This window comes from Granulicella mallensis MP5ACTX8, from assembly GCF_000178955.2.
GTDB classification, from domain to species: domain Bacteria; phylum Acidobacteriota; class Terriglobia; order Terriglobales; family Acidobacteriaceae; genus Granulicella; species Granulicella mallensis.
Window position 1 is genome coordinate 1,557,452 of sequence record NC_016631.1, and the last position, 24,896, is coordinate 1,582,347.

At 60.1% G+C, this 24,896-nt stretch carries 24 protein-coding genes; 11 read left to right on the plus strand and 13 right to left on the minus strand.

The features are described 5' to 3' along the window. Nucleotides 1–90 precede the first annotated feature (90 nt). The 4 genes from ACIX8_RS06625 to ACIX8_RS06640 all read right to left on the minus strand — a co-directional run bounded on the left by ACIX8_RS06625 (nt 91) and on the right by ACIX8_RS06640 (nt 3,494). Nucleotides 91–1,428 (minus strand): PD40 domain-containing protein, encoded by a 1,338-nt coding sequence (locus ACIX8_RS06625; protein WP_014264561.1) that lies wholly within the window; start codon nt 1,426–1,428, stop codon nt 91–93. Between the two features lie 63 nt (nt 1,429–1,491). After that, a complete protein-coding gene (locus ACIX8_RS25865) occupies nt 1,492–2,286 on the minus strand; it encodes a TonB family protein (protein ID WP_014264562.1) in 795 nt (264 codons plus the stop codon). 18 nt (nt 2,287–2,304) lie between these two features. Then, nucleotides 2,305–2,712, minus strand: a complete 408-nt coding sequence (locus ACIX8_RS06635; RefSeq protein ID WP_014264563.1) for an ExbD/TolR family protein — start codon at nt 2,710–2,712, stop codon at nt 2,305–2,307. Between the two features lie 2 nt (nt 2,713–2,714). Then, a complete protein-coding gene (locus ACIX8_RS06640) occupies nt 2,715–3,494 on the minus strand; it encodes a MotA/TolQ/ExbB proton channel family protein (RefSeq protein ID WP_014264564.1) in 780 nt (259 codons plus the stop codon). 960 nt (nt 3,495–4,454) lie between these two features. Here ACIX8_RS06640 and recN point away from each other — a divergent pair. The 9 genes from recN (at nt 4,455) to ACIX8_RS06690 (ending at nt 14,870) form a co-directional block, all read left to right on the plus strand. Beyond that, a complete protein-coding gene (gene recN, locus ACIX8_RS06650; RefSeq protein ID WP_014264566.1) occupies nt 4,455–6,146 on the plus strand; it encodes a DNA repair protein RecN in 1,692 nt (563 codons plus the stop codon). A gap of 472 nt (nt 6,147–6,618) precedes the next feature. Further along, a complete protein-coding gene (locus ACIX8_RS25870) occupies nt 6,619–6,795 on the plus strand; it encodes a hypothetical protein (RefSeq protein WP_190273750.1) in 177 nt (58 codons plus the stop codon). 105 nt (nt 6,796–6,900) lie between these two features. Further along, nucleotides 6,901–7,926, plus strand: coding sequence for a 4-hydroxy-3-methylbut-2-enyl diphosphate reductase (locus ACIX8_RS06660; RefSeq protein WP_014264568.1), 1,026 nt, complete (start codon nt 6,901–6,903; stop codon nt 7,924–7,926). A gap of 48 nt (nt 7,927–7,974) precedes the next feature. Further along, the gene (gene shc / locus ACIX8_RS06665; protein ID WP_014264569.1) at nt 7,975–10,005 is read left to right on the plus strand and encodes a squalene--hopene cyclase; all 2,031 of its coding nucleotides are present in this window, start codon (nt 7,975–7,977) and stop codon (nt 10,003–10,005) included. Nucleotides 10,006–10,059: 54 nt separating this feature from the next. After that, nucleotides 10,060–11,214 carry an adenosyl-hopene transferase HpnH gene (gene hpnH, locus ACIX8_RS06670; RefSeq protein ID WP_014264570.1) on the plus strand — a complete coding sequence of 385 codons (1,155 nt, stop codon included), beginning with the start codon at nt 10,060–10,062 and terminating at the stop codon, nt 11,212–11,214. A gap of 2 nt (nt 11,215–11,216) precedes the next feature. Next, on the plus strand, nt 11,217–11,675 hold the full coding sequence (locus ACIX8_RS06675; protein ID WP_014264571.1) for a hypothetical protein: 459 nt from the start codon (nt 11,217–11,219) through the stop codon (nt 11,673–11,675). A 283-nt stretch (nt 11,676–11,958) separates the two neighbouring features. Next, nucleotides 11,959–12,975 (plus strand): hopanoid-associated sugar epimerase, encoded by a 1,017-nt coding sequence (hpnA, locus tag ACIX8_RS06680; protein WP_014264572.1) that lies wholly within the window; start codon nt 11,959–11,961, stop codon nt 12,973–12,975. Then, nucleotides 12,972–13,652, plus strand: a complete 681-nt coding sequence (locus ACIX8_RS06685; RefSeq protein ID WP_014264573.1) for a phosphorylase family protein — start codon at nt 12,972–12,974, stop codon at nt 13,650–13,652. The genes hpnA and ACIX8_RS06685 overlap by 4 nt, the downstream gene beginning before the upstream one ends. 138 nt (nt 13,653–13,790) lie before the next feature. Then, nucleotides 13,791–14,870 (plus strand): alcohol dehydrogenase catalytic domain-containing protein, encoded by a 1,080-nt coding sequence (locus ACIX8_RS06690; RefSeq protein ID WP_014264574.1) that lies wholly within the window; start codon nt 13,791–13,793, stop codon nt 14,868–14,870. Between the two features lie 38 nt (nt 14,871–14,908). Here the strand turns inward: ACIX8_RS06690 and ACIX8_RS06695 are convergent, their stop codons facing one another. After that, nucleotides 14,909–15,676, minus strand: coding sequence for an anti-sigma factor family protein (locus ACIX8_RS06695; RefSeq protein ID WP_014264575.1), 768 nt, complete (start codon nt 15,674–15,676; stop codon nt 14,909–14,911). Continuing rightward, on the minus strand, nt 15,673–16,206 hold the full coding sequence (locus tag ACIX8_RS06700) for an RNA polymerase sigma factor (protein ID WP_014264576.1): 534 nt from the start codon (nt 16,204–16,206) through the stop codon (nt 15,673–15,675). The genes ACIX8_RS06695 and ACIX8_RS06700 overlap by 4 nt, the downstream gene beginning before the upstream one ends. A 518-nt stretch (nt 16,207–16,724) precedes the next feature. Between ACIX8_RS06700 and ACIX8_RS06705 the strand changes: the two genes are divergently transcribed. After that, entirely contained in the window at nt 16,725–17,720 is a 996-nt protein-coding gene (locus ACIX8_RS06705; protein WP_014264577.1) for a metallophosphoesterase family protein, read from the plus strand. A 131-nt stretch (nt 17,721–17,851) separates the two neighbouring features. Next, nucleotides 17,852–18,490, plus strand: a complete 639-nt coding sequence (locus tag ACIX8_RS24410; protein WP_223295476.1) for a heme-binding domain-containing protein — start codon at nt 17,852–17,854, stop codon at nt 18,488–18,490. 138 nt (nt 18,491–18,628) lie between these two features. Here the strand turns inward: ACIX8_RS24410 and ACIX8_RS06715 are convergent, their stop codons facing one another. The 7 genes from ACIX8_RS06715 to pdxS all read right to left on the minus strand — a co-directional run bounded on the left by ACIX8_RS06715 (nt 18,629) and on the right by pdxS (nt 24,648). Further along, nucleotides 18,629–18,859, minus strand: coding sequence for a hypothetical protein (locus tag ACIX8_RS06715; protein ID WP_014264579.1), 231 nt, complete (start codon nt 18,857–18,859; stop codon nt 18,629–18,631). After that, nucleotides 18,856–19,626: a cytochrome c oxidase subunit 3 gene (locus tag ACIX8_RS06720; protein ID WP_014264580.1), complete on the minus strand. Its 771-nt coding sequence runs from the start codon at nt 19,624–19,626 to the stop codon at nt 18,856–18,858. The genes ACIX8_RS06715 and ACIX8_RS06720 overlap by 4 nt, the downstream gene beginning before the upstream one ends. A gap of 20 nt (nt 19,627–19,646) precedes the next feature. Next, nucleotides 19,647–21,365, minus strand: a complete 1,719-nt coding sequence (locus ACIX8_RS06725) for a cytochrome c oxidase subunit I (RefSeq protein ID WP_014264581.1) — start codon at nt 21,363–21,365, stop codon at nt 19,647–19,649. Further along, nucleotides 21,362–22,126 carry a cupredoxin domain-containing protein gene (locus ACIX8_RS06730; RefSeq protein WP_014264582.1) on the minus strand — a complete coding sequence of 255 codons (765 nt, stop codon included), beginning with the start codon at nt 22,124–22,126 and terminating at the stop codon, nt 21,362–21,364. The genes ACIX8_RS06725 and ACIX8_RS06730 overlap by 4 nt, the downstream gene beginning before the upstream one ends. Nucleotides 22,127–22,214: 88 nt before the next feature. Further along, entirely contained in the window at nt 22,215–22,799 is a 585-nt protein-coding gene (pdxT, locus tag ACIX8_RS06735; RefSeq protein WP_014264583.1) for a pyridoxal 5'-phosphate synthase glutaminase subunit PdxT, read from the minus strand. Between the two features lie 60 nt (nt 22,800–22,859). Further along, nucleotides 22,860–23,588, minus strand: coding sequence for a DUF7003 family protein (locus ACIX8_RS06740; RefSeq protein ID WP_014264584.1), 729 nt, complete (start codon nt 23,586–23,588; stop codon nt 22,860–22,862). A 49-nt stretch (nt 23,589–23,637) separates the two neighbouring features. Beyond that, on the minus strand, nt 23,638–24,648 hold the full coding sequence (pdxS, locus tag ACIX8_RS06745) for a pyridoxal 5'-phosphate synthase lyase subunit PdxS (RefSeq protein ID WP_044178004.1): 1,011 nt from the start codon (nt 24,646–24,648) through the stop codon (nt 23,638–23,640). Nucleotides 24,649–24,896: the final 248 nt, after the last annotated feature.

Sequence of the window (24,896 nt, forward strand, 5' to 3'; positions counted from 1 at the left end):
TTCTTGGTAAATCTTCTGTAATCTTATACTTCACTATCTGGATACTGCTGATTTCGCAGCTAATATCGTATCACGATGTTCTTGTGGCGCTTACTTCCAGCTCCAGTTCGGCATGTCCGAGCCGGCGCCTGTCAGGGCCTGCTTCTGTGTGCCATCGGCCAGCATGGACATGATGCGTGTGTGAGCACCGTTGCCATTCGCGAAGACGATGTGGCGGCCATCCGGCGACCAGGAAGGGAAGTCGCAGGGGCCGATGTCATGCGTGAGCTGGATCCACTTCTTGGAGGCGATCTCCATGACGTAGATGTCTTGTCCGCCGGGAGCGCCGGGGCCGTACTTGCGATCCCAGGCGAAGGTGAGGAACTGTCCGTTGGGAGACCACGAGGGCGAGGTGGCATAGCCGCCGTCGGTGAGGCGCTGCACACCGGAGCCGTCCGCATCCATGATGTAGAGCTGCGGCAGGTGGGTGCGTCCGCTGATCCAGGCAATCTGGCCGCCGGTCTTGGGATTCCAGGTGGGGGAGACGTCCGGGCCGATGAAGCTGGTGATCTTGTGCGCGACGCGGCCTTCGGGGTCGGAGATCCAGATCTCAGGATCTCCGGTGCGTGAGGAGGAGAAGGCGAGTTGCTGACCGCTCGGTGCCCAGGCCGGAGAGACGTTCGTTCCGCCCGCGGAGGTGAAGTTCACGAGGCGGCCAAGCAGCAGGGAGTACATCTTGATCTGGAAGCCGTCTTTGCCCAGGGAGCTGAAGGCCACGCGGGAGTTGTCCGGAGAGACGCGCGGAGAGATCGAGATGGCGCCCAGATGGGTGATCTCGTGCTGGTTGGCGCCGTCGTAGTCCATCTCCCAGATCTCTTTGCCGGTGCCTGTGCGCTTGGAGTAGTAGATCTTCGTCTCGGCGATGCCGGAGACGCCACCGCCGAGGCGGGCGATGATCTCGTCGGCAAAGCGGTGGGCGATCTGGCGCGCGCTGTCGTCGCTGGCGGCTTCGTTGTACTGCTTGGCGAAGACCTGCGGATACTGCGCATTCTTGGCGTCGTCGAGGAAGCCGTTGACGACGAGGCGATCGTTGGCTACGCCGACGTTGCCGAAGGCGATCATCGCCGCGCTGGCCGGAGCTGCCGACCACTGCGCGAGGCTGATCTCGGCCTGGGTGCCCGGGGTGCTCTGCGGGATCATGTCCTTGGAGACCATGTCGAAGAGGCCGGCGGCGGTGAGGTCGGCGAAGAGCGTGGTGTCGAAGGTGTGTTTGTAGGCGGCGGGATCGCCGGCCTGAGGCTTGAAGTTGGCAACGGCGATACGAATACGGGTGGCGCCGCCGCTGGTCTCCAGGTGAAACCAGTCCTGGGCGTGCATCGAGGGTACTGCGATCGACGCAAACAGGACGGCAAAGAGGCTAACGTTCTTCCCTGCACGGATGGATTTCATTGTCCCTATCATTCTTCTGTAATGGTAGACGCAGATTGCGTGTGAAGAGTGGTTTGATCACTATTAACGGTAATCAAACTTGTATTCGATGGTGATGGAGTTGCCTTCCGGTAACTGTGGAAAGTTGTCCAGATGTTGAATGGCCCGGAGCGCAGCGGTATCGAGTGTAGAGGAGCCGCTGCGGGTTTCGACGTGCAGGTTCGCAACTGATCCGTCGCGCTGAATGTCGAAGAGCACTGTCACGCTTTTGTTCATGGAGGCGTTCGGATCGGCCTGCCCTGAGTAGGTGGCGTAGCTCTGGTTGACCGCGTTGGCCACAATTCTCAGGTAATACGCATAGCGATTGCCAAAGACGCGGTTCTGAACGGTGAGGGCGGCGGTACCATTTTTGAGCTGGGATACCGATTGTGGCAGCTGTGTGGCAGCGTCTCCGCTCGCCGCTTTGGGCGTTACCGGAGCAGGCTGGGGATGCTTAGGCGGCACCGGTGTCTCGATGGGCGCGACCTTGGGGATGACCTTTGCCGGCGTCTTCGCCTTGATCAGCACATCGGTTGGCTTGGGCGGTGGCTGGGTGGCTTCCTTGGGCGGAGGCTTGGGTGTGGGAGTCACGTCCTCTGAGGCAAGCACCGAATCTTTGACAGGCGCGGCTTTGGGGGGCAGCGGAATTGCCGAGACCATGGAGGCCTGGATCGCTCCGACGGAGGCCGTGTTTTCACCCCAGTTCGGGGCGTGAACGTGTTCGAAGACGGCCACGGCGGCAAGCCCGCCGATCAGGGCGAGATGCAGCACGATCGCTCCGGCAAGACCGCTGCCGAACCGGTCGTCCCGTTCCTCGCTCGTGGTGGCGTAATTACTCATCTGTCTTTCGTTCTTTTTCTATTTTTCTAGTGGCTGCGTCACGATGCTGATATTTGTGATGCCTGCTTGTTTGACGGCATCCATGACGGACGCGAACGCCCCGAAGGGCACCTTCTGGTCGGCGCGGACGTAGACGACGCGCTTGGTGTTCTTCGCAGTCGGGCCCAGCGCCGCAGGCAGGTCATGGATGTTGACCGGCTTGTCCTGCAGGAAGACGTTCTGGTCCTTGTCGATGGTGATGACGCTGTGCTCTTCGGTGAGCTGGTTCACGGTGCGGGTATGTGGCACGGCAACTTCGACGCCGCTCTGCAGCACCGGTGCGGTCAGCATGAAGATGAGCAGCAGCACGAGCACGACGTCTACCAGCGGCGTGATGTTGATGTCGGCGAGCGCTGTCTGCGTGTGTCCTCGCGAGGAGAAGGCCATGGTTAGAGCGTCCTCCGGCGGGGCTCTTCCTGAACCGGCGGAGCAGGCGGCGGAAGCAGAGCCGCGTTTTCGATGGCGTTCAGAAGCTCGCGGCCGAAGTCGTCGCAACGTGCTGCGAACTCGCGTAGCCGCGCGGTGAGCTGGTTGTAGCCGACCAGCGCGGGGATGGCGACGACGAGGCCGGCGGCAGTGGTGATGAGCGCTTCGCTGATGCCCGGAGCGACGGCCCGCAGGGTAGCTGCGCCGGCGGTTCCGAGACCGTGAAAGGCGTCGACGATGCCCATCACTGTTCCGAACAGGCCGACGAAGGTGGCGGACTGGGCGATGGTCGCGAGCCAGGTCATGCGCCGTTCCATGATGGTCACGGCTTCGCTGGAGGCGGTCTGCGCGGCGCGTTCCATGGCCTGGGGATTGGGCGGTGTGCCGCGGCCTCCGCTCTGGCGCTGGTACTCGTCGTGGATCTCATGGAAGACGGTGACGAGCGGGCTGGGCCGGAACTGGTCGGCGACAGCGGCGATCTCGCTCAAGCGCCCCGACTTGCGGAACGCCCGGACGAAGCGGCGGTTCTGCTTGTTGGCGGCACCGAAGCTTCTCCACTTCGAGAGCATGATGGCCCAGGAAAAGATGCTGGCCAGCAGGAGAATCCCGAGCACGGTCAGGGCCGTGGGTCCGCTGTTGTGCAGCATTTCGGCGATTGCACCGGAGTGCGCCGCAACGGGAGGCGGGCCGAGTTGGTCGGGTGTTGCGTCCTGCAGGAGTAGAGCGAGTGTGAGCACAGTCATAGCGTCAGGTTTAGTGTACTTGCGGGATGCGGTTCAGGTGTACCCAGGCAGGTACGGGTTCAGAGTTTCGGGGTGAGGGCGATCAGTGCAGGGTGTGCATCAAACATGGTCGCGTCAGCCGCTTCCTGTAGGGGGGATCAGCCCTTTGGCTCGCCGCTTCAGGCTCGTTTTGTAAGGGAAAAGATTCCACGGTAACCGCACCGCACTCTATGGTAAAAATTCATGACCCAGCTTCAGGCCAAGTCGTTAGTCCCTTCGACTACTTGCAAAACTGGGAGACGACGATTGAACCGTGGAGTGGCTGATGATGGTAGACGCGAGAAGGTCTAGATTTTATGTCTTAGTGATCTTGGCTTCGTCTGCTTGCCTCTGCGCCGCTGCGAGCCACGCAGCCGGATCCAGCCGCACGCCGTCCACGGACCATGGCGCATCTGCCGCCGGGCATGAAGTTGATCGGATGCCATTAAGGCCTGGGATCTGGGAAATCAGTATTTATCGGGATATGCAGGTTGTGTATGGACCTGTTCGTCAGGAACTTTGTTCTGATTCGCTCTATGGATATTTTTTCCCGTGGTATCCCTCTACAGAGAACCTCGGACGTGTTCTTCCTGAAGAAATCATCAGAACTAAAAATTGGGTTTGGCAAAACCCGGACGGAAGATACAGGTTTACCGGCGCTCTGGGTACAACACGTGGTGGCGAGGTCAGGATTGTGCATCTGATTACATTGCACGGCGACGATCATTATGAGGACGAGTTGACTGTGAGCAGCCACGTGTACACTCACCCTCTGAAACATGTCTACATCGGCAGCGGCCGTTGGGTGGCCCCAGCTTCGTGTTCAGTGCCAACGAAATAGGCTCTCAACCTGTATGACCCAATGCACTAAAGCAGAAAACCATCGATCGTTTTGATGCGCTTTTCCTTCGCCCCTGTTATGCTCTCGGTGACGAGACTCTCATGCTGCTGGAACTGCGCGCTGAAAACTACGCCGTAATCGACCACGCGGTCGCGGTCTTTGGCCCCGGCCTGAACCTGCTGACGGGTGAAACCGGTGCTGGCAAGTCGATCCTGATCGACGCCCTGGTGCTGTTGCTTGGAGGCAAAGCCTCCAGCGATCTCGTGCGCTTTGGCGCGGAGAAGGCGGTGCTGGGCTGCGTCTTCGAATCGACGATCGGCGCGGATGCGATCCTCGAGCGCAATGGCATCGACCCGGAGTCGGGAGAGATTCTTCTGCGGCGCGAGATTGGCGCAAACGGCAAGGGCCGCGTGTTTATTAATAATCAACCGGCGACGGTGGGAGTGCTGCGGCAGCTTGCGCCGGAGTTGGCGCTTGTTCACGCGCAGTCCGAGACGCTGATTGCCTTCGATGCCGAACAGCAGCGGTTGCTGCTGGACCGGTTTGGCGATCTCAGCTCCGAGGAGGTTGCGAACGCCTTCGACGTTTGGAGGGGACTCCGTACGCAGATCGAAGAGCTGCGCAACGCCGAGCAGGACCGCATGCGTCTTGTAGACCTGTGGAGCTTCCAGTCGCGCGAGATTGAGGCTACCGGTCTTACCGACGCGGAGGAAGATACGCAGTTAGAGGCAGAGAAGCGTGTGCTGGCCAATGCCGAGCGGCTTCTGACCGGCGCGAACGCCGCACAGGAGCTGCTGTACGAAGGCGAGACCTCGGCGGAGTCGCTGCTGGGAGCCGCGCTGCGACACGTCGAAGATCTGGCGCGGTTTGACGAGCAGTTCCGCGAGACGGCGCAGCAACTGGCGTCGGCCAAGGCGGGCGTTGAAGATGCGACTTCCGCGCTGCGCAAGTTTGCGGGGGAGATCTCGGCTTCTCCGGAGCGGCTGGGTGAGATCGAAGACCGCCTGGCGGCGCTGGACCGGCTGAAGCGCAAGTACGGCGCGACGCTGGGCGAGGTGATGAGCTTTGGCGCGGAGGTTGCGGGCAGGCTGGCAGAGCTGGAGAATCGCGATGCGAGGCTGCGGGAGCTGGAAGCCCAGCTTGCGACTGCGGCGAAAGCCTACGAGGCCGCCGCGCACCGCCTGAGCGAAGAGCGGGTAGCGGCTGCGCGGAAGCTGGGCAAGGTGGCGGAGCGGCAGATCAACGAACTCGCGATGCAGGCCCGGTTTGCGGTGGATGTGGTCTCCGATAAAGCTGCAACGGCCTGGGCGGCACATGGTTGGGACAGCGTCGAGTGCCGTATAGCGACCAATCCTGGTGAGCCGGTGAAGCCGTTGACGGAGATCGCGTCGGGTGGCGAGATGTCCCGCGTGATGCTGGCGCTGAAAGTTTCAGTGGAAGAGGGCGCTGCCGCGGCGGCTAAACGCAAGCGTACGGCGCTGCCGCGAACACTGGTGTTTGATGAGATCGACATCGGCATCGGCGGCAGGGCGGCGGAGGCCGTTGGGCAGAAGTTGAAGACGCTGTCGCGGGCTCAACAGGTGTTGTGTATTACGCATCTGCCGCAGATTGCAGCCTTTGCGGATCAGCACTTCCTGATCGAGAAGTCGGAGCGGCGCGGGAGGACGCAGACGGGGGTTCGCCAGATGGAGCGCCCGGAACGCGTGGAGGAGATTGCGCGCATGCTTTCGGGCGCGAACCTGACGGAGACCTCGTTGCGCCATGCGGAGCAGATGCTGGCGTCGAGCGTATAGGCCTCGAAGTAGTTCTCCTCGGCGGAGATTCCCTCCGTGGCTAAAGCCACAGAAATAGAGCCCCGCGGCGGCGGGGCTGAAGCCCCGCCCTTTCAAAACGGCAGTGGCGACGGCAGCGCGGGCAATAGCATTAAATCCCCTCTTGTGCAAGCAACTCGGCGCCATGCGGACAGCTCTTATTGAGCAACTGTTATGCCGTAAGGAGACTGCCATGCCAGAACCCAGGAAATGCGGACACGCGAGTTGTTCCTGCATCTGCACGGATGGCAAGAAGTTCTGCTGCCAGATGTGCGAAGACAGCAAAAATGTTACGGATTTGAGGTGCGACTGCAAACACTCGTGTTGTGGATAGAGTTTGCTGAAACGATGTGAAGAAAAGTAGAGAGGAAGCACAACCGAGGCATTTTTTTCGTGTCTAGGCAGAGAGATGTTTTTATATCGAGGGCCGAATTCTATGTCGAGGGGGCCGAACATGATCGAATCGCCAAATTCCGCGAAACGCCTGTTGCTTGCAACCGTACGTCCGATCATGACTTCTCCTCTGGCGATGGCTTTGCCTGGGGTGTTGGTGGCGGCCAGTCTTGGCGGGGTGGGGGCGTCGGTGGCCCAGCTTCTTCCGCTTTTTCAGCAGCCCCCGTCTGACGAATAAGGGCCTGCCATTGGTTGCGGCTCGGACCTGGGCCGGACCCTGGGATGCACCGGATGTGGTTCAAATCGGGTGCGTTGCTGCAGGGAAACGCGTATACTTGGGGGTGTGAATGCAGCCACCCTTGCTCCCGAAGATATTAACCAGAACGTAACCGGTTCCCCGGCGAAACGCGTCCTCCTGCTGAAGCCCCGCGGCTTCTGCGCGGGAGTGGTTCGAGCCGTGGATATCGTAAAAATTGCCCTGGATACCTTTGGCGCGCCGATCTATGTCCGCAAGGAGATCGTGCATAACAGCTACGTGGTGAACGATCTTGCCGGCAAAGGCGCTATCTTCGTCAACGAGTTGGACGAGGTTCCGGCCGGCGCACGCGTCATCTACTCGGCGCACGGCGTCTCTCCGGCGGTTCGCGAGCATGCCAAGGAGCGCGGCCTGAAGGTCATCGACGCGACCTGCCCGCTGGTTACCAAGGTTCACGTAGAAGCCATCAAGTTCGCCAAACAGGGCTATTCGCTCGTTCTCGTCGGCCATCGCGACCACGAAGAGGTTGAGGGTACCCAGGGTGAGGCCCCGACCGTAACGCAGGTCGTTTCAACGGTTGAAGAGGTTGCAGCGCTGGTGGTGCCCGATCCGAACAAGGTGGCCTACCTGACGCAGACGACGCTTTCGCTCGATGAAGCCCGTTACATGATCGAGGCTTTGAAGAAGAAGTTCCCCAACATCGTTGGGCCGCATGCGCAGGACATCTGCTACGCCACAGAGAACCGTCAGACAGCCGTGAAGAACGTCGCACACGGCGCGGACGTGGTTCTGGTGGTCGGCTCGCGGAACAGCTCGAACTCCAATCGCCTCGTCGAAGTCTCGCAGAACCTGGGAACGAACTCCTACCTGATTGATAAGGCAGAGGATATCCGGGCGGAGTGGATTGAAAACGTTTCGACTGTTGCCATTACGGCAGGTGCCTCCGCGCCTGAGATTCTGGTGCAGGATGTCGTTCAGTATTTGCAGGGTAAGGGATACGGATCGGTAGAAGAAGTCGAAGTGATGCCGGAGAATGTACGTTTCGGCCTGCCGCCGGAGATTGTGCAGGCGATCGCCTCCGCGCCTCCGATAGCGAGAGACGTCACGGCATAACCAGCGGCTGACTGTTACGGCAGCCGTTGAGGGATAACCATTTTCAGGATGAGTACAACACCGATCAATCCGAGTAATCCGGGGGGTACGGCTCCAAAGCAGCCACGGTTCGGCCGGCTCGACATGGCCATGGACCTTGTCATTGGTGGCATCAACCGGTCGGTTGAATGGCTGATGGGCGAGCAGGAAGAGCCAGGCTACTGGTGCGGAGAGCTTGAAGCCGACTCGATGCTCGAGGCGGACTATATCTTCATGCATACGCTGCTGGGGTCTGGCGACCGCGGCAAGATGGAGCGGTGCATCAACGAGATTCTGCGCCACCAGAACGCCGATGGCGGATGGAGCCTGTATCCCGGCGGTCCGTCGAATGTGCACTACGGCGTGAAGTGCTATCTCGCGCTGAAGCTGATGGGCTGGAGCGCCGACGATCCGGTGTTGGTGCGGGCGCGTGAGAACGTGCTTTCGCTGGGTGGCGTGGTCGAGTGCAATACCTTCACCAAGATCTATCTCTGCGCGCTGGGTCAGTACGACTATGACGCGGTTCCGGCTGTTCCGCCGGAGATGCTGCTGTTTCCGAACTGGTTCTACTTCAATATCTACGAGATCAGCTCGTGGTCGCGCGGCATTCTGGTGCCGTTGTCGGTCATCTACTCGACCAAGCCGTTCAAGAAGCTGCCGCCTGAGCAGGGTATCGACGAGCTGTTCGTCGGCGGCCGCGCCAATGCCGACCTGCATCTGCGCTGGAACAAGAAGAAGTTCTTCTCCTGGAGTAACTTCTTCCTGATGCTCGATCGCATGATGCACTGGGCTGAGCGTATCCACATTCGCCCGCTGCGCAAGATCGCGCTGAAGAAGGCTGAGAAGTGGATGCTGGACCGGTTCGAGATGTCGGATGGGTTGGGCGCTATCTATCCCGCAATGATGAACTCCATCATTGCGCTACGCTACCTGGGCTACTCAGAAGACGATCCGCAGTTCATCCGCGCGATGGACGAGTTCGAGAAGCTGGGCATTGAAGAGCCCGAGGTTCCGGATGCAAACCCGGCACGTTTCCGCATGCAGCCTTGCATGTCACCCGTATGGGACACCGCATATGCGGTCTTCGCGTTGGGCGAGGCGGGTGTTCCCAAGGACGATCCCCGGCTGCTCAAGGCTGCCGACTGGATGCTGTCCAAAGAAGTGCGGCACAAGGGCGACTGGGCGGTCAAGGTCAAGAACGTCGAGCCCGGCGGTTGGTACTTCGAGTTCAATAACGAGTTTTATCCCGACGTCGACGATTCGGCGCAGGTGCTGCTGGCCCTGAACTGCGTTCAGAACCCTCGCGAGCGCTACCAGTACGAGGTCTCGCAGCGGGCGTTGAACTGGATCTTCGCGATGCAATGCAAGAACGGCGGCTGGGCTTCGTTCGACAAGGACAACACGAAGCAGATCTTCGAGTCGATCCCGTTTGCCGACCATAACGCGATGATCGATCCGCCGACGGTCGACATCACCGGGCGCATCCTGGAGATGCTCTCCGGCTACGGCTTCACGCGCAGTGATAAGCGCGTGGAGAAGGCGGTCCAGTTCATCCTCAAGGGGCAGGAGCCGGATGGCTCGTGGTTTGGCCGCTGGGGCGTCAACTATCTCTACGGAACATTCCTGGTCCTGCGCGGGCTGGAGGCGATCGGGTACTCGTACCTGGAGCCGGCAGTGCAGCAGGCGGCGGAGTGGATCCGCATGGTGCAGAACACCGACGGTGGATGGGGCGAGACCTGCGGCACCTATGACGATCCGAACCAGCGTGGCGTTGGGCCTTCTACGCCCTCGCAGACGGCCTGGGCGATCCTCGGATTGCTGGCTGCGAACGATACCCGTTCGGACTCGGTAGCCAAGGGAATTCGCTGGTTGATCGAGCGTCAGCATGAGGACGGCTCGTGGGATGAGCTGATGCCGGGCCGCAATGGCGAGAGCTATTACACCGGAACGGGCTTCCCTCGCGTCTTCTACCTGGGGTATCACCTGTACAAGCAGTACTTCCCGCTGTTGGCGCTGACGACGTATCGCAAGGCGCTCGAGCGTGAACAAGCCGAAGCCTAAGACCGTACAGCAACATCGAATACATTACACACGAAGTATGAAGGAGTACTCAGCATGGCCGTACCTATCTCACAAGCCTGGACCGTAGCAACCTACGTTCTCAAGCAGAAGCTTTCGGGACGCAAGCGGTATCCGCTGGTGCTTATGCTCGAGCCACTCTTCCGCTGCAACCTTGCCTGCGCCGGCTGCGGCAAGATCCAGTACCCTGCGCACATCCTGAAGGCCGAACTAACGCCGGAGCAGTGCTTCAAGGCGGTAGAAGAGTGCGGTACGCCGATGGTGTCCATCCCTGGCGGCGAGCCTTTGCTGCACCCCCAGATGCCGGAGATCGTCGCCGGCCTGGTGGCCCGCAAGAAGTATGTTTACATGTGCACGAACGCGCTGCTGTTGAAAGAGAAGCTGCATCTCTTCAAGCCGTCGAAGTACCTCAGCTTCTCCGTGCATGTGGACGGAGAACGCGAGCATCACGACTTCGGTGTCTGCCGCGAAGGCGGATACGACGTTGCGATGGAAGGCGTGCGCGCGGCTGTGGAAGCGGGTTTCCGTGTTACGACGAACACTACGCTCTTCGATGGCGCAGACCCGAACTCGGTGCGCCGTCACTTCGACCAGATGATGGAAGCGGGCGTGGAGAGCATGATGGTCTCGCCCGGTTACACCTACGACAAGGCCCCGGACCAGAACCACTTTCTGGGCAAGGCGAGGTCGCGCAAGCTCTTCCGTGCCATTCTCTCCAATCGCAAGAAGACGTGGGAGTTCAATACGCACCCGCTGTTCTCGGAGTACCTCATGGGTAAGCAGGACTTCGAGTGCACGCCGTGGGGTATGCCGACATACTCCATCTTCGGATGGCAGAAGCCCTGCTACCTCCTGCAGGACGGTTACGCCGATACCTTCCAGGAGTTGATGGAGGCGACCGGATGGGAGAAGTACGGCGCCAAGAGTGGAAACCCGCAGTGCGCTAACTGCATGGTTCACTCCGGGCACGAGGCTTCGGCGGTAGATTACAACTTCAGCTCGCTGAAGGGATTCTGGACAACGGCTAAGAAGTACATCTTCCGTCCTCAATATGAGGATGCGGATGCTCAAAAGCTGTTGAATGAGTGGAAGTCCGAGAGCCGCGGTCCGCTGGTGCAGATCGCCGGGCAGACGCCGGTGGTTGTGACGACCTCGGTCAATGAAAACATGACCAGCGTGGCGGGAGACTAACGATGGCGACACCACAACAGGAACGTCTGAAGATCGAACAGCTCCAACAGGTCTCGGCGGACGAGATCGAGACGATTGCAGGCCGTGAACGCGAGAATCTGGAAGGTTGGATTCCTGCGCTGGCGTCGGAGGATGAGGTTCGCGACGCGCTGGAGAAGGCGTTTGATTATCGCGGCGACATCACAGTGACGCGCAAGGACGGCTCGAAAGTCGAAGGGTATCTCTACGACCGCTTCAATGCGCCGACGCTGGAAGCCTCGGTGATCCGTATCATTCCGACTCCCAAGCCGGGCAATCCGACGGAGCGGGTGAACGTCCGCTATGTCGATGTAGCCGCACTGCAGTTTACCGGCCGCGATACGGCTGCTGGCAAGACGTTCGAGGCCTGGGTGAAGAAGTACTGGGAGAAGAAAGCTGCTGGCGAGAAGAATATTCAGATCGAGCCGGAGAAGCTGGACTAGTTCTTTCGCTTTCAGCTCAGGACGCAGCTTGGGTGCATTGGCAGGTTAGATACAGGGGCTGAGAGGCCGACTCATTGCAGTTACCCATGAGTCGGGCTTTCAGCCTTTACCTCTTTATAGATCTGATTCCAGGCCAGCGGGCCGGTTGGTATAAAACCGCGCCTTTAGTGCTGGATCTGGTGTCTAATCCCAGAAGCAGATTTTCTTTGAGAATGACAGAAGCAAAGCGCCTGTTTCCGTGTTGAAGATCGTAGGTTAGCAAATGGCAGGAAGTCTCTAGCGCATGAATCTCTTCATCACGGGAGCCACGGGTTTCGTTGGCTCTCATATCGCGACGCTCGCTGCAAGGCAGGGCGCAAAGCTTCGCCTCCTGACACGCAAGACTTCGAATCTCACGCATCTTCCTAAAGCCGCCGAACTTGTAAACGGCGATCTGCGCGAGCCTGCGGGATTCGCCTCTGCTCTGCAGGGCTGCGATGCTGTGCTGCATGTCGCCGCTGATTACAGGCTGTGGGTCCCTGATCCTGCCGATATGTATAAGGCGAACGTCGAGGGTACGCGTGAGTTGCTGCGCCTCGCGCGCGAGGCCGGCGTGCCGCGCGTGGTGTATACGAGCAGCGTGGCGACCATGGGCTTCAGGCGCGACGGGACGATCGTCGACGAGAAGACGCCGGTGAGTGAGGCCGATATGATCGGCCATTACAAGCGTTCGAAGTGGCTTGCCGAACAGGTCGCGATAGAAGCCGCCGGGGCCGGGCAGCACGTCATGATTCTCAATCCGACGACGCCCATCGGTGCGCTCGACACCAAGCCCACGCCTACGGGACGCATCGTGGTCGACTTCCTCAATCGTAACTTTCCGGCGTATGTCGATACGGGGTTGAACCTGGTGGATGTGTCTGAGATCGCGCGCACGCATCTTGCGGCGCTGGAACGCGGTACTCCGGGAGAGCGCTATATTCTGGGCGGCGAGAATCTTACGCTGAAGCAGATCCTGGATCGGCTGGCCGCGATTACAGGACTGCCTTCACCGAAACACAAGGTGCCGCATGCCGTGGCGATGGCGTTTGCGTTCTTCGATGAGAACATCACGGGCAAGCTGCGCGGCAAGGAGCCGCGCGCGACCGTGGAAGCGGTGCGCATGGGCAGGAAGATGATGTTCGCGAGCTCCGCGAAGGCAGAACGCGAGCTTGGGTTCCAAGTGCGTCCGGTCGAGGATGCGCTGCGTGAGGCGTGCCACTGGTTTATCGCCAACGGCTATGCTCCCAAACATACTTCCAGCCAGGCAGGACTCGTATGAGCGGCTGCGTCGCCATCATTGCTGCATTGCCTCGCGAGATCGCCGGTCTGGTGCGTGGAACGAAGCCCGATGTTGGATTGCTGCACCGGGGCATTCATCTGCATCGGCTACCGCATGCCATCGTTGTTGCTGCAGGCATGGGCTCGCAACGCGTGACGCTCGCCTTTGCAGAGGCCATTGCCGCCGCGTCGATTTCAACGGTGATCTCGACTGGCCTGGCGGGTTCCTGCACCTCAGGTCTTGCTGCAGGCAATGTGGGCGAAGCGTCAGCGGTGATCGAGGCGCGTACCGGAGAGCGGTTTGTCACGGTGTCGCCGCAGTCAGCTTATGTGCTGGCGACAACGGAGAAGATTGCTAGTGTTCGCGAGAAGGGCCGCCTGGCCGAAACGTATGCCGCGACGATGGTCGATATGGAAGCCGCTACGGTCGCAAGGCTGGCGGCAGCGCATGAGCTGCCGTTTCGTGCGATCAAGGCGATCTCCGATGCGCATGACTTCGAGCTTGCCTCGCTGGCACGATTTGAGGGGAAGAATGGGAACTTCCGCACGGGAGCATTTGCGATTCATACGGCGCTGCGGCCGCATCACTGGCCGAAGGCGATGAAGCTTGGCCGGGCAAGTACGCTGGCCTTGACGAATCTGCACCAGGCGCTGCGTGAGGTCGTAGCAGCGGCGTAAGGGCTCGTGGCTGGGTGGCTCGTCGCTCGTTGCTCCTGTTATTCCTGTGAGGTTTGGAACCCTGTTTTGGGTTCTGTTGAGCTAAGAGGTATGAGGGATTGAGGGATGAGGGGTTGGGCCTTGTATTCTGGATAGATCATGTCTCGTACCATGCAAGCCGCTGTTTATCGTGCTCCCGATGATGTTCGTACAGAAACGATTGCTGTTCCCGAGATAGGTTCGGGAGAGGTGCTTGTTCGCATTGATACCTGCGGTATCTGCGGAACGGACCTTAAGAAGATCCATACAGGCTCTCACTCCGCACCGCGTGTCTTCGGGCATGAGATGGCGGGGACGATTGCGGCTGTGGGCGAAGGCGTGCATGGGTTTGCTGTGGGCGACCGCGTGATGGCGTTTCACCATATTCCGTGCGGACAATGCTTCTACTGCCGCAAGCAGACCTTTGCGCAGTGCGAGCGCTACAAGCTGGTAGGAACGACGGCAGGCCTGGGCGCTGCGGCGGGCGGCGGTTTTGCGCAGTACATCCGCGTGATGGACTGGATCGTCGGCGATGGCGTGACTCCTGCCGGATTGATCAGGATTCCCGACGATATTCCGTTTGAGCAGGCTGCGTTTATCGAGCCGGTCAATACGTGCTTCAAGGCGATTCAGCTCTTGCATCTTGAGCAGGACGATACGGTGCTAGTGATCGGGCAGGGAAGCATCGGCATCCTGCTGGCCGCGCTAGCGAGGCAGACCGGGGCGACGGTGCTGACCTCGGATATGTATGCCGAGCGTCATGCCATTGCGGCGAAGTTTGGGCTGGACCATCCGCTGGATGCGCGCGGCGATGTTGTGGCGGCGGCGAAGGCGGCAACCGAAGGCCGTGGCGCCGATGTGGCCCTGGTGGCAGTGGGCGCGGATGCCCTGATCGCAACGGCGATGCAGGCGATTCGTCCCGGCGGCCGTGTGATGCTCTTCGCGAGCACGCAGCATGGGACAGCTCCCTTCGATCCGGCAGCGGTCTGCATGGACGAGAAGACGCTGATGGGTTCTTATTCTGCGTCGGTGGCGATTCAGCAGGAGGGAATCGATCTGGTGTTTGAAGGCTATCGCTCGGGCAAGCTCGATCTCACGCAGTTGATCTCGCACCGGTTCTCGCTGGACGATGCCGCCTCGGCGGTTCACCTGGCGTCGAACCCGCAGCCGGATTCGATGAAGATTGTGTTGAAGCCCTAGGTGTGTCATTCTTCGACGAACTAAAAGACCCAGGACGCTTAGCGAGGCGATTGCGCCTCCACCAAGGCTGACATGAGGAGATCAAGGTCGGAGGGATTGACGTCGCTGACGGCGGTAATGCGCAAGTCATGCGTGTTGGCGTAATGGATGGTGAATCCGGATTGAGTTCCCAGCGACACCGGTGCACTTTCATTTGCGGATCTCTGGGTAAGAAAGATCGAGGCCCGATGTTTGCCGATGGTGAAGAGGAGAAGCGCCGCAGGCCGTCCATGAACAAAGGTGAGATCGCCGCCATCGAGGGTAGTCCCGGCAGGCAAAGCATTAGGCAGGTTGAAGCTGAACGGCAGTTTGCCCTGAAACCATGGTTTTACCGTGTGACGATCGCTCGAGATGACCTCAGGCGAGGAACCGCTGGATAGTACAGCCAGATGCTGATCGAGCAGTTCCGCGGAAAGGCTATTGGATTGGCGAGTCTCTCGCCACCCTATGAGCGAGACCGCAACGATAAGGCTTGCAGCCAGTGCGCCCCACGCCCATGAACGTATCGGATAGACGCGTGCGGGCCTCTTCGGTGCCTCCGGGCGAAGCTGCGCTGTGAGGCGGCTGAGTGCTTCTGGCGGCGCGATGACGCGTTCAGAGACACGTGTGGTGGCAGCCTTGAGCTGCATCGCGGACACGATGCGCAAAGCGCAGGAATGGCACGTGGCCAGGTGTTGCCTGAGGTCTTGTGCTTCGTTCGAAGACAGCTCGCCGTCGATATAGGCGCTCACCTGGTCGGAACGTAGATGTTGAGACTCTTGAATCATAGCGATCCCCCGACTTGCTGTCGCAACTGCTCGTGAAGGGTCCGGCGGGCACGAGAGATGCGCGACATCACGGTACCGATCGGAATGTCGAGAACCATCGCGATCTCTTTGTATTTAAGCTCCTCCACCTCGCAAAGCAGCAGGACTTCGCGAAGTTGCGGGTGCAGACTCTCCAGGGCTTCTGTCAGTGCCGCATGATTGTCGAGACGGAGCAGGTGATCTTCCGGAGTCGGACTTGGGTCGCTGACGTCGAGCAGATCGACCTGGTCCTCCAGAAAGACTGTGCGTGAGGCCGCGATGGCGGTCCGCGACGTAAGGAAGGTATTGCGCAGGATACGGAAGATCCATGCTTTGAAATTGGTGCCGGACTGAAAGGAATCGAAGGCCCGAAGCGCTTTGGAGATCGTCTCCTGCACAACATCTTCCGCCTCTTCATGACTGCGGCTCAGCCAGAATGCGTGGCTGTAGAGCGACGGCAGCAGAGGTAGCACGAATTGTTCGAAGCGCGCGCTACCGTTGGAGGCTGGCATTGTGCAAAGATCCTCAAGGCGACGTAGGGTCGTGGATGGGGGTGAAGTGGGCGAAGATTTTTTTCGTAGGAACCACACTTCTTCCATAACTATATTAGGCCCGGTTTATTCCAACGCCATCAATATAAGTAAGGATTGGCACCCCAGGTGTGCCATCAAACTGCAAACGCAGGGTGCGCGAAGGACGCTAAGTTTGCGCAGAGTTTTCTTTGCGTCAACTTGGCGTACTCGGCGCACTCGGTGTTTGCAGTCTGATGAGCGCTATTCTGCTGGCTTCAGAAGAAGCAAGAGAAGTGTTCGTGTAGGTGGTTACTTATCCGTCAAGCAAGCGCGCCGTGGCAGAGGTCCTCGAGTTGATGTGGGTGAGATCGGAGAAGTTTCTCTCGGTATGAGCCATAGCTCTTGTAACTAAATTAGGTCCGCTTTATTCCGTCGCTAAATTACTTTTTTTAGCGTGAATAAATTCCGTGTTCGCCAGTTCTCTATGGTGCAGGCAAATAAACCTAATGGAGCTGGATATGAATCGCTTTACGAAAGACGAGATAGTGCAGGAGAGTCAGGCGCAACCTGCTAGTGACGGAATCGACAGACGGAATTTTCTGGGATGCATGGCATGGGCAGGCACAGGTCTGCTTTGGACGATGGCCGGCGGTATTCCGGTATCGAAGTTATTAGCCCAGTCGGTAAAGCCCGGCGCCGGTGCCGGGAAGGTCGAAGATTTTTCCTTCGTCCAGATTAGCGACAGTCACATTGGATTCAACAAGGGTGCGAATCCGGATGTCACGGGGACCTTACAGAAGGCCATCGATAAGATCAACGTGGTTCCCGCCGGGATGAAGGCACCGGACTTCATGATTCATACCGGTGATATCACGCAGAACTCGAAGGCCTCGGAGTTCGACACGGCATCACAAATCATCAAGAGCGCCAAGGTTTCAGAGGTGTTCTACGTTCCGGGAGAGCATGATTTTTCGCTCGACGACGGTGCGCTTTACAAGCAGCGATACGGCAAGGGAACGGTCGGCAATGGCTGGTACAGCTATAACCACAAGGGTGTTCACTTTGTGGGGCTCAACAACTGCGTGCAGGTCGACGCGATGGGCAACCTGGGCGCGGATCAGCTGGCCTGGTTGAAATCCGACCTCGCTGGATTGAGCGCTTCAACCCCGATCGTGGTGTTCGCGCATATTCCGTTGTGGATGGTTTATGAGAAGTGGGGCTGGGGCACGGCCGATGGCGCACAGGCGCTTGCTCTTCTGAAGCGTTTTGGATCGGTCACCGTGTTGAACGGCCACATTCATCAAGTAGTGCAAAAGGTGGAGGGCAACGTCGCATTTCACACGGCGATGGCTACCGCCTTTCCTCAGCCCGCACCGGGAACCGCGCCGAACCCCGGACCGATGGTCGTTCCCGCCGGCAAGCTGCAGAGTGTGCTCGGGGTAACGAACGTCAAAGTCGTTCGCGGTCACAGTCATCTCGCTGTTGTCGATCACTCGCTGGAGGAGGGCGCTTGAGACATTCACGTGGAATCATCGCTCTGGCCGCAGCCGTGGCTGTCATAGGGGGATTGGGGCTTGTTCATCCGTTTGGTAACCCACGTGTCGAGCCTGGAAAGGGGCTCGACACGCTGTTGGTGCACGCAAGTATGCCTGCTGACGCGAAGAAAATCCTCATCAGCAAATGTGCTGACTGTCACTCGAATGAAACCCGGTGGCCGGTGTATGCACTCCTGGCACCCGGATCGTGGCTGATCGAGTGGGATATCGTAGAGGCGCGCAAGAAGCTGAATCTCTCATCCTGGGATCAGATGGCTGCCGATGCACAAGAGCAGATGATCGGAGAGATCATTCACGAAGCGAAGGCTGGTGAGATGCCGCCGTCGCAGTACCGTCTTCTTCATTGGAAATCTCAACTGACAACTCAGGATGTGGCAACACTCTCGAGTATGAAAACGAGCGAAGCAACGCAAGCGAGTACAAGCAGCTCTGGCGATGCCGCGCGCGGAAAGATGGTGTTTGAAAAGCGGTGCATGGGCTGCCACACGATGGAGACAGATCGGGAAGGACCGCGGCTGGCCGGTGTATTTGGAAGAAAGGCCGGAAGCGTGGCGGGATTCAACTACTCCGAGGGGCTAAAAAAATCTGGCATTACCTGGGATGAAGCTTCGTTGGAGAAGTGGCTCACCGACCCGGACATGATGGTGCCGGACAACAATATGAGCATCGGTGTTCCGAAGGCTCAGGAGCGGTCGGATTTGATTGCCTATTTCAAGCAATTTAAATAGCCGATCGAACGGGTCAGGGAGAGATACAGCATGTTCCTTGGCCAGCCACATTTGCTGCTCGCTGCCGCTGTACGCAGTCGGACCACAGATTGCGTACAGCGGGTCAGTATAGGTTCCTGATGCTCTCTACCGAATGCGTCAGCGTTCTCGCCGGATGAAGAGCGTTCCGGCGATGAACAACGCCGCGCCGGTGCCGCCGAGCAGATAGATGGCTTTGCGATAGGCGGCCTGCACCGCAGGCGGTGTCGCGCGGGTGTTGTCGAGACACTGCGAGCAGCCTTGGCCGAAGCTCTGTGCCGCGATGCCGAGCAGCAACAGGCTGACGAGCCATACCCAGCGCAGGAGGCTGGTTTTCAGGTGCCTTTTCATTGGCCGTACTCCAGCAGGACGAACAGGAAGATCCAGAGCAGGCCCATCGCGTGCCAGTACCAGACGGTCGCGTCGACGAGGATCTGTCGCGAAGCGAGCTGGTGGGAGCGGCGGAGTCCGATCAGCGCGGCGATGAGGGCACTTACGCCGATGAAGAGATGAATGGCGTGGGCGATGGTGATGAGGTAGAAGAAGTGGCTGCTGGGGTTCGACCGGAAGAAGACGTGCTGCGCGGCGAGCTGGTCCCAGGCTATCCATTGTCCCGCGAGAAATAGACCGCCAAGCCCAAGGGTTACGGAGAGCCAGGCGGCAGCGCGCTGCGAGGTGCGGCGGCTCAGGCCGATCCACTCGTCCATCACATCCACTTCGCGAAACATGCTGCGGCGGGCCATCTCCGCGCTGGCTGAGCTCAGGAGGAGCACGGCGGTGTTGAGCCAGAGGATGGAGGGGATGGTGGTTGGCAACCACTCGTTCACGTAGTGGCTGTAGGCGTCGAAGTGGCCGCTGGCCCGGGTGACGAAGAAGGCGCTGACGATGGCGATGAAGAACATCAGCACAGCGAACAGGCCGAAGAAGAGGCCCATGCGGACCTGAGAGAGTCGCTCGCGTGGGCCGCGACGGCCCTGGGGGCGATCGTTCCAGTTGTCGCCGCCTTCGCCATTACCGCCGGTGAGTTTGTCCGTGGGAGGTCTGCGCCCGGAGCCGTTATCGCTCTCGTGGGCGCGGTGGCGGCGATCGATCTCGGGCGGTGTGAGGATGGGGGACATGGCGTGCCTTGTTTTTCAGCTTACTCCGGAGGAAGCGTAGACGTCGCGCCTGATTCCCACTGCGGGTGAAAAGATACTCCATCCTCTGAATAGTGACAAGGGCCTCGATAGGTTACGAGGCCTGTGGGCTCGTCTTCGGTAGATGCCTCGTTGAAAGCCTGTGGTGCCCACTCCATCGTCGTTGCCGACCAGGGGTTGGGCGTTACGAGGAGGCGTGAGCGCAGGGTCAGCACGAGGTTGAGCAGGAAGGGAAGCTGCGCGCAGGCGAGGAAGAGGGCTGAGTAGGTGATGCCATGTTGCACAGGTAGGGTGGTTTGCAGCAACTGGCTTGCGGGGCCACTTCCACCGCCGGTGAGCTGGGCATACTGACGTGGCTCTCCTGCGAGTCCGGTCAGGTGCATCGGAAGGAACGTACCGTATGCCCCGATCAAGGTACCGGCAAAGTGCAGCTTGCCCAGCCGCTCCGAGAGCAGGCGACCGAAGAGCAGGGGGAACCAGTAGTAGGTCGCGCAGAAGAGACCGAAGATGCCGGCCATTGCCATGATGAGATGAAAGTGCGCGACGACGAAGAAGGTGTTGTGCAGGTACTCGTCGAGGATGGGCTGCGCGAGGATCGGGCCGGTAAGGCCGCCGGTGATGAACAGCGAGACGAAGCCGAGCGCGAAGAGCATCGGCGTGGTGAGCCGGGGGCGCGAGCGCCAGATGGTGGCAAGCCAGCTCAGGACCTTGGCGGATGAGGGCAGGGCGATGGCCATCGACGAGAGTGCGAAGACCGAGCCTGCGAAAGGGTTTAGGCCCGCGACGAACATGTGGTGTCCCCAGACGAGGATGCCGAGGAACCCGATGAGCAGGGTGGTTGCGATCATCAGCCGATAGGCAAAGACCCGGCGGTGCGCGAAGTTGGCCAGCACCATGGAGGTGAGGCCCATGCCGGGGAGGATGGCGATGTAGACCTCGGGGTGGCCGAAGAACCAGAAGAGATGGAGCCAGAGTAGCGGGGAGCCGTCGCCGTGGTGCTGCAGCAGGACACCGTTGACGAGATCGTTGGTGGGGATGAAGAAGCCGCTCTGCAGATGGCGGTCGCAGAAGAGCATGGCCAGCGCAGCCAGCAGCACGGAGAAGACGAGCACGCTGAGCAGGGCGGCGGTGAACCATCCCCAGACGGTGAGCGGAAGCCGCTGCCAGCTCATGCCTTCGCCGCGCAGCTTGACGATGGTTGTCAGAGTGTTGATAGCGCCCAGGGTGGATGCGAGGGAGAACAACGCGATAGCAGCGAGCCACACGTCCATGCCCTCGCCCTGGCCAGGGCCGGCGAGCGCGGTGGCGGAGAGTGGAGGGTAGGCCGTCCAGCCGGAGATGGGCGAGCCGCCGGGGACGAAGAACGCTGCCAGCAGTACCAGGAGAGCCAGGCCGGTAATCCACATGCTCGCGGCGTTGAGGCGGGGAAACGCCATGCGCCGCGCGCCGATCTGCGCAGGCAGGATGAGGTTGCCGAAGCCCGACTGTGGCGCGACCGTGAGCACGAAGAACAGCATCAGGGTCCCGTGCATGGTGACCAGGGCGAGGTACTCTTCGGGCAGAATGAGGCCGTGCAGCGGCAGAGACCACGCAGGCCAGGTGAGGTGCAGGCGCATCAGCAGCGAGAGTACGGTGCCGACGCAGGCCGCTGCCAGCGAGATTGCCAGGTAGCCGAAGCCCACGGTGCGATGGTGGGTCCAGCGGCTGTGTTGAGCTGTCATGGCTGACCTCGCTTGCCGGCGGCGGCTTCGTGGGCCAGCAGCCAGGTGTCGAACGCTGCGGGGGGAAGCACGAGCATCGTGGCCTGCATGCGATAGTGTCCGAGGCCGCACAGTTGCGTGCAGAGGATGGCGTAGCTGCCGGGCTGCGTCGGCGTGAAGTGGATGTGGGCCGTCTGGCCGGGCACGGCGTTCTGCTTCAGGCGCATCTCGGGTACGGAGAAGCCGTGGATGACGTCCTGCGCATGCAGCGCGAGATCGACTTCGCGTCCGACGGGCAGGACGAGCTGGCTGGTGACGAGATCGTCCGCACCGTGGCGGTCCGCCGGGTCGAGCCCGAGGGGATTGCCTTCGCCCGGCGCGACGAGAACGGGTTTGGTCTCGCCAAACGCAGCGTCTGTGCCGGGATAGCGGAAGTACCAAGCGAACTGCATACCCGTGACCTCCACCTGCATGGCCGTGAGGCTGGCGCCTGTGTAGCGCTGCGCTGCCCAGAGCTGTTGGGCGCGGGCTGCGAGGAATGCGAATAGCAGTGTGAGCGCGGCGAGCGGGAGGTACTCCAGCAGCAGCGTGTGGACCGGGCGGGAGGCGCGTCGCCGGAACATCAGGCCGGCGAGCAGGATCAGGTGTGCGAGCGCGAGTAGCGCCAGTGCGATCCAGAGGTTCAACAGCAGGTGGGCGTCGAGTGCGGGGCCGTGTGCGGAGGCGTCGACGGGCAGACGCCAGAAGCGTTGGCCGGTAGCGATCGCCTGCGCAGAGTGCATAAGTTGATTGTAGTGGTGTAGCTCGTAACTCGAAGCTCGCGACTCAATCCAGGGCGTTCAGGTCGAGCTATGAGTTTCGAGAGGCGAGTTACGAGCGGGCTTGATGGACCATGTCCAGGAAGAGTTGGTGGACGCGGGTGTCGGTGCTGAGTTCAGGATGGAAGGTTGCGGCGAGCAGCGGGCCTTTGCGAACGAGCGCGGGATCGTCGCCGCGGCGGGCGAGAATCTCGATGCCTTCACCGATACGGCTGATGCGCGGGGCGCGGATGAAGACCATCTCCATCGGGCCGCCGGGAAGCGTGGTTTCGGTGCTCAGGATGGCCGAGTCGTTCTGGCGTCCGTAGGCGTTGCGTTCGACGGCGATGTCGAGCACGCCGAAGGAGCGCTGTGTTGGATTGGCGACGTCCTTCGCCAGCAGGATGCAGCCGGCGCAGGTGCCGAACGTGGGCTTTGTGTGAACGAACTCATCGAGCGCGTCGTAAAAGCCTGCGCGTTCGAGATGCTTGAGGAAGGTCGTCGACTCGCCACCGGGGATGATGAGCCCGTCGAGCCCTGCGAGCTGCTCCGGCCTGCGCACCAGGCGAACGGATGCGCCGAGCTCCGTGAGGCGCTCGGCGTGAATGTCGTAGGCGCCTTGCAAGGCGAGGACACCGATGATGGGTCTATCAGTCATTTCTGTTCTTAAGTTTACTTTGAATGAGTAACAGACCAAAGATCGATCTATCACCCTGGACTACAGACGACCAGCGTCAGGCCAGTTTTGCCAGTGCGTGTTGGATGGCAACGACGGACGATAGTGTTCTACCTCTCCCGTAACAAGAACCTGGGCGAGTTGCTGAAAGGTCTCCGATTCGCTTGGGAGTTCGCCATTGACCACATCAGGATGGTGCCACTCTGCAAGATCTAATATCCGGGTCATATCGGGAAGCACGCTCAAACGCTGCTCCTGCGGAGTTGCGAGGACAGCACGAGTTGCGTCAGACAGGAAGCGACATAGTTCAAAGACCTGAACCTGTGGGGGTATTTCCAACTCGATACCGCGAAGCTTGTACTCCCCGAGAGAGGGTAATCGAAATGTTTGATTGCGGATTTCGATCTCTTCGACGCTCTCGGCGGCGAGTTCTCCATTCAGCCATGCCCCTTCGCTGATGGGGTAGATGAAGCGGGAATCGTTATGTGGATTCGTTGCTATGTAGCGGTCGTATGCTTCTCGACTGACATACTTTTCCGGTGCATCTCGGTTGTAGAGGGTGCTTGCGAAGGTATGAATATGGGTGTCGGGTAATCCGGAGCGAGGGGAGAATCCGAACACTTCAATCACCATCGCCCAGTCTGATACAGACCGGTAGAGCGAAAGATGCGTGCCGGCCAGATAGACGTAACCGTTGTCCAGCATTGGAAACGTAAAGGTTTCGCAACAGCGATCGAGAATGGAAAGAATATGTGCGGAGTCAAAGGGCATCCGCACATATTTTACATTCAGCCGGGCTGGCTGCAGATCACGGGCCGAGTTACCAACCGCGCGTTTGCATCAGGTTCTTCTCTTCGATCGCAGCAGCGGCGAGGCCTTTCATGCTTCCGATGATGGCTTCCGAGGCTTCGGCGACGATCTTCGGATCGTTGAAGTGCAGCGTTGCGAGGACGATGGCCTTGGCGCGTGAGACGGCTTCTGCGCGCTCTTCCGGATTACGGGGCTGGCCGACGTCCTTGCTGGTGCAGAGGCCGATCTCGGCATCCTGGGCGGTCCAGAGGTCGACATCGAGCGGCTTGGCGCCATCCTTCATGAAGATGCCGGAGCCGACGAAGATCGTCTCTGCGCCGAGCTGCATCATGAGAGCTGCGTCGGCGGGCGTTGCGATGCCGCCGGCGGAGAAGTTGGGGACGGGCAGTTTGCCGGACTTCGCGACCATGCGGACCAGCTCATAGGGAGCGCCGTGAACCTTGGCGGCGTTATAGAGCTCTTCGTCACCGAGCACGGTGAGGGCCTTGATCTCGCGAACGATCTGACGCATGTGCTGCACGGCGTGAACGACGTCGCCGGTGCCGGGCTCGCCCTTGGTGCGGATCATCGCAGCGCCTTCGGCAATGCGTCGCAGAGCTTCACCGAGATTGCGCGCGCCGCAGACGAACGGTGTCGTGAAGGCGTGCTTGTCGATGTGGTAGACCTCATCGGCGGGGGTGAGGACTTCGCTCTCGTCGATGAAATCGACGCCGAGCGACTGCAGTACCTGGGCCTCGGCGAAGTGGCCGATGCGGGCCTTGGCCATGACCGGGATGGTCGCGACGGCCATGATGTCTTTGATGAGCTTGGGATTCGCCATGCGGGCGACGCCGCCTTCAGCGCGAATCATAGCGGGGACGCGCTCAAGTGCCATGACGGCGACTGCGCCGGCTTCTTCAGCGATGCGGGCCTGCTCGACGTTCATCACGTCCATGATGACGCCGCCCTTGAGCATCTCGGCGAGACCTAATTTGAGCCGCAGCGACGGTGCTGCGCCAGTTCCGTTGTTTTCCTGTGCCATAGCGAACTCCCCCTGCAGCAGCGATGAGATGACCATCCTGCCCAAAGGGTAAGTTTATCAGTTTGTGATGGGCTATGTGATTACGGGCAGAAAGGGCGAGATTGGGGTCCTGAGGCGGTCGAAAGGCTCTCCCGAATCAGCGGGCATTCCCTCCGTGGCTAAAGCCACCTTGCTGAAAGTGATGATGCGGCGGGACTAAAGTCCCGCCCTTTCAAAGCACCAATCTTGCCTTTCAAAACAGTAATCCT

Bases quoted from the DNA above. Each gene is read 5' to 3' on its own strand.
- ACIX8_RS06625 (WP_014264561.1), bottom strand. From the start codon at position 1,428: ATGAAATCCATCCGTGCAGGGAAGAACGTTAGCCTCTTTGCCGTCCTG.
- ACIX8_RS25865 (WP_014264562.1), bottom strand. From the start codon at position 2,286: ATGAGTAATTACGCCACCACGAGCGAGGAACGGGACGACCGGTTCGGC.
- ACIX8_RS06635 (WP_014264563.1), bottom strand. From the start codon at position 2,712: ATGGCCTTCTCCTCGCGAGGACACACGCAGACAGCGCTCGCCGACATC.
- ACIX8_RS06640 (WP_014264564.1), bottom strand. From the start codon at position 3,494: ATGACTGTGCTCACACTCGCTCTACTCCTGCAGGACGCAACACCCGAC.
- recN (WP_014264566.1), top strand. From the start codon at position 4,455: ATGCTGCTGGAACTGCGCGCTGAAAACTACGCCGTAATCGACCACGCG.
- ACIX8_RS25870 (WP_190273750.1), top strand. From the start codon at position 6,619: ATGATCGAATCGCCAAATTCCGCGAAACGCCTGTTGCTTGCAACCGTA.
- shc (WP_014264569.1), top strand. From the start codon at position 7,975: ATGAGTACAACACCGATCAATCCGAGTAATCCGGGGGGTACGGCTCCA.
- hpnH (WP_014264570.1), top strand. From the start codon at position 10,060: ATGGCCGTACCTATCTCACAAGCCTGGACCGTAGCAACCTACGTTCTC.
- ACIX8_RS06675 (WP_014264571.1), top strand. From the start codon at position 11,217: ATGGCGACACCACAACAGGAACGTCTGAAGATCGAACAGCTCCAACAG.
- hpnA (WP_014264572.1), top strand. From the start codon at position 11,959: ATGAATCTCTTCATCACGGGAGCCACGGGTTTCGTTGGCTCTCATATC.
- ACIX8_RS06685 (WP_014264573.1), top strand. From the start codon at position 12,972: ATGAGCGGCTGCGTCGCCATCATTGCTGCATTGCCTCGCGAGATCGCC.
- ACIX8_RS06690 (WP_014264574.1), top strand. From the start codon at position 13,791: ATGTCTCGTACCATGCAAGCCGCTGTTTATCGTGCTCCCGATGATGTT.
- ACIX8_RS06695 (WP_014264575.1), bottom strand. From the start codon at position 15,676: ATGATTCAAGAGTCTCAACATCTACGTTCCGACCAGGTGAGCGCCTAT.
- ACIX8_RS06700 (WP_014264576.1), bottom strand. From the start codon at position 16,206: ATGCCAGCCTCCAACGGTAGCGCGCGCTTCGAACAATTCGTGCTACCT.
- ACIX8_RS06705 (WP_014264577.1), top strand. From the start codon at position 16,725: ATGAATCGCTTTACGAAAGACGAGATAGTGCAGGAGAGTCAGGCGCAA.
- ACIX8_RS24410 (WP_223295476.1), top strand. From the start codon at position 17,852: ATGCCTGCTGACGCGAAGAAAATCCTCATCAGCAAATGTGCTGACTGT.
- ACIX8_RS06715 (WP_014264579.1), bottom strand. From the start codon at position 18,859: ATGAAAAGGCACCTGAAAACCAGCCTCCTGCGCTGGGTATGGCTCGTC.
- ACIX8_RS06720 (WP_014264580.1), bottom strand. From the start codon at position 19,626: ATGTCCCCCATCCTCACACCGCCCGAGATCGATCGCCGCCACCGCGCC.
- ACIX8_RS06725 (WP_014264581.1), bottom strand. From the start codon at position 21,365: ATGACAGCTCAACACAGCCGCTGGACCCACCATCGCACCGTGGGCTTC.
- ACIX8_RS06730 (WP_014264582.1), bottom strand. From the start codon at position 22,126: ATGCACTCTGCGCAGGCGATCGCTACCGGCCAACGCTTCTGGCGTCTG.
- pdxT (WP_014264583.1), bottom strand. From the start codon at position 22,799: ATGACTGATAGACCCATCATCGGTGTCCTCGCCTTGCAAGGCGCCTAC.
- ACIX8_RS06740 (WP_014264584.1), bottom strand. From the start codon at position 23,588: ATGCCCTTTGACTCCGCACATATTCTTTCCATTCTCGATCGCTGTTGC.
- pdxS (WP_044178004.1), bottom strand. From the start codon at position 24,648: ATGGCACAGGAAAACAACGGAACTGGCGCAGCACCGTCGCTGCGGCTC.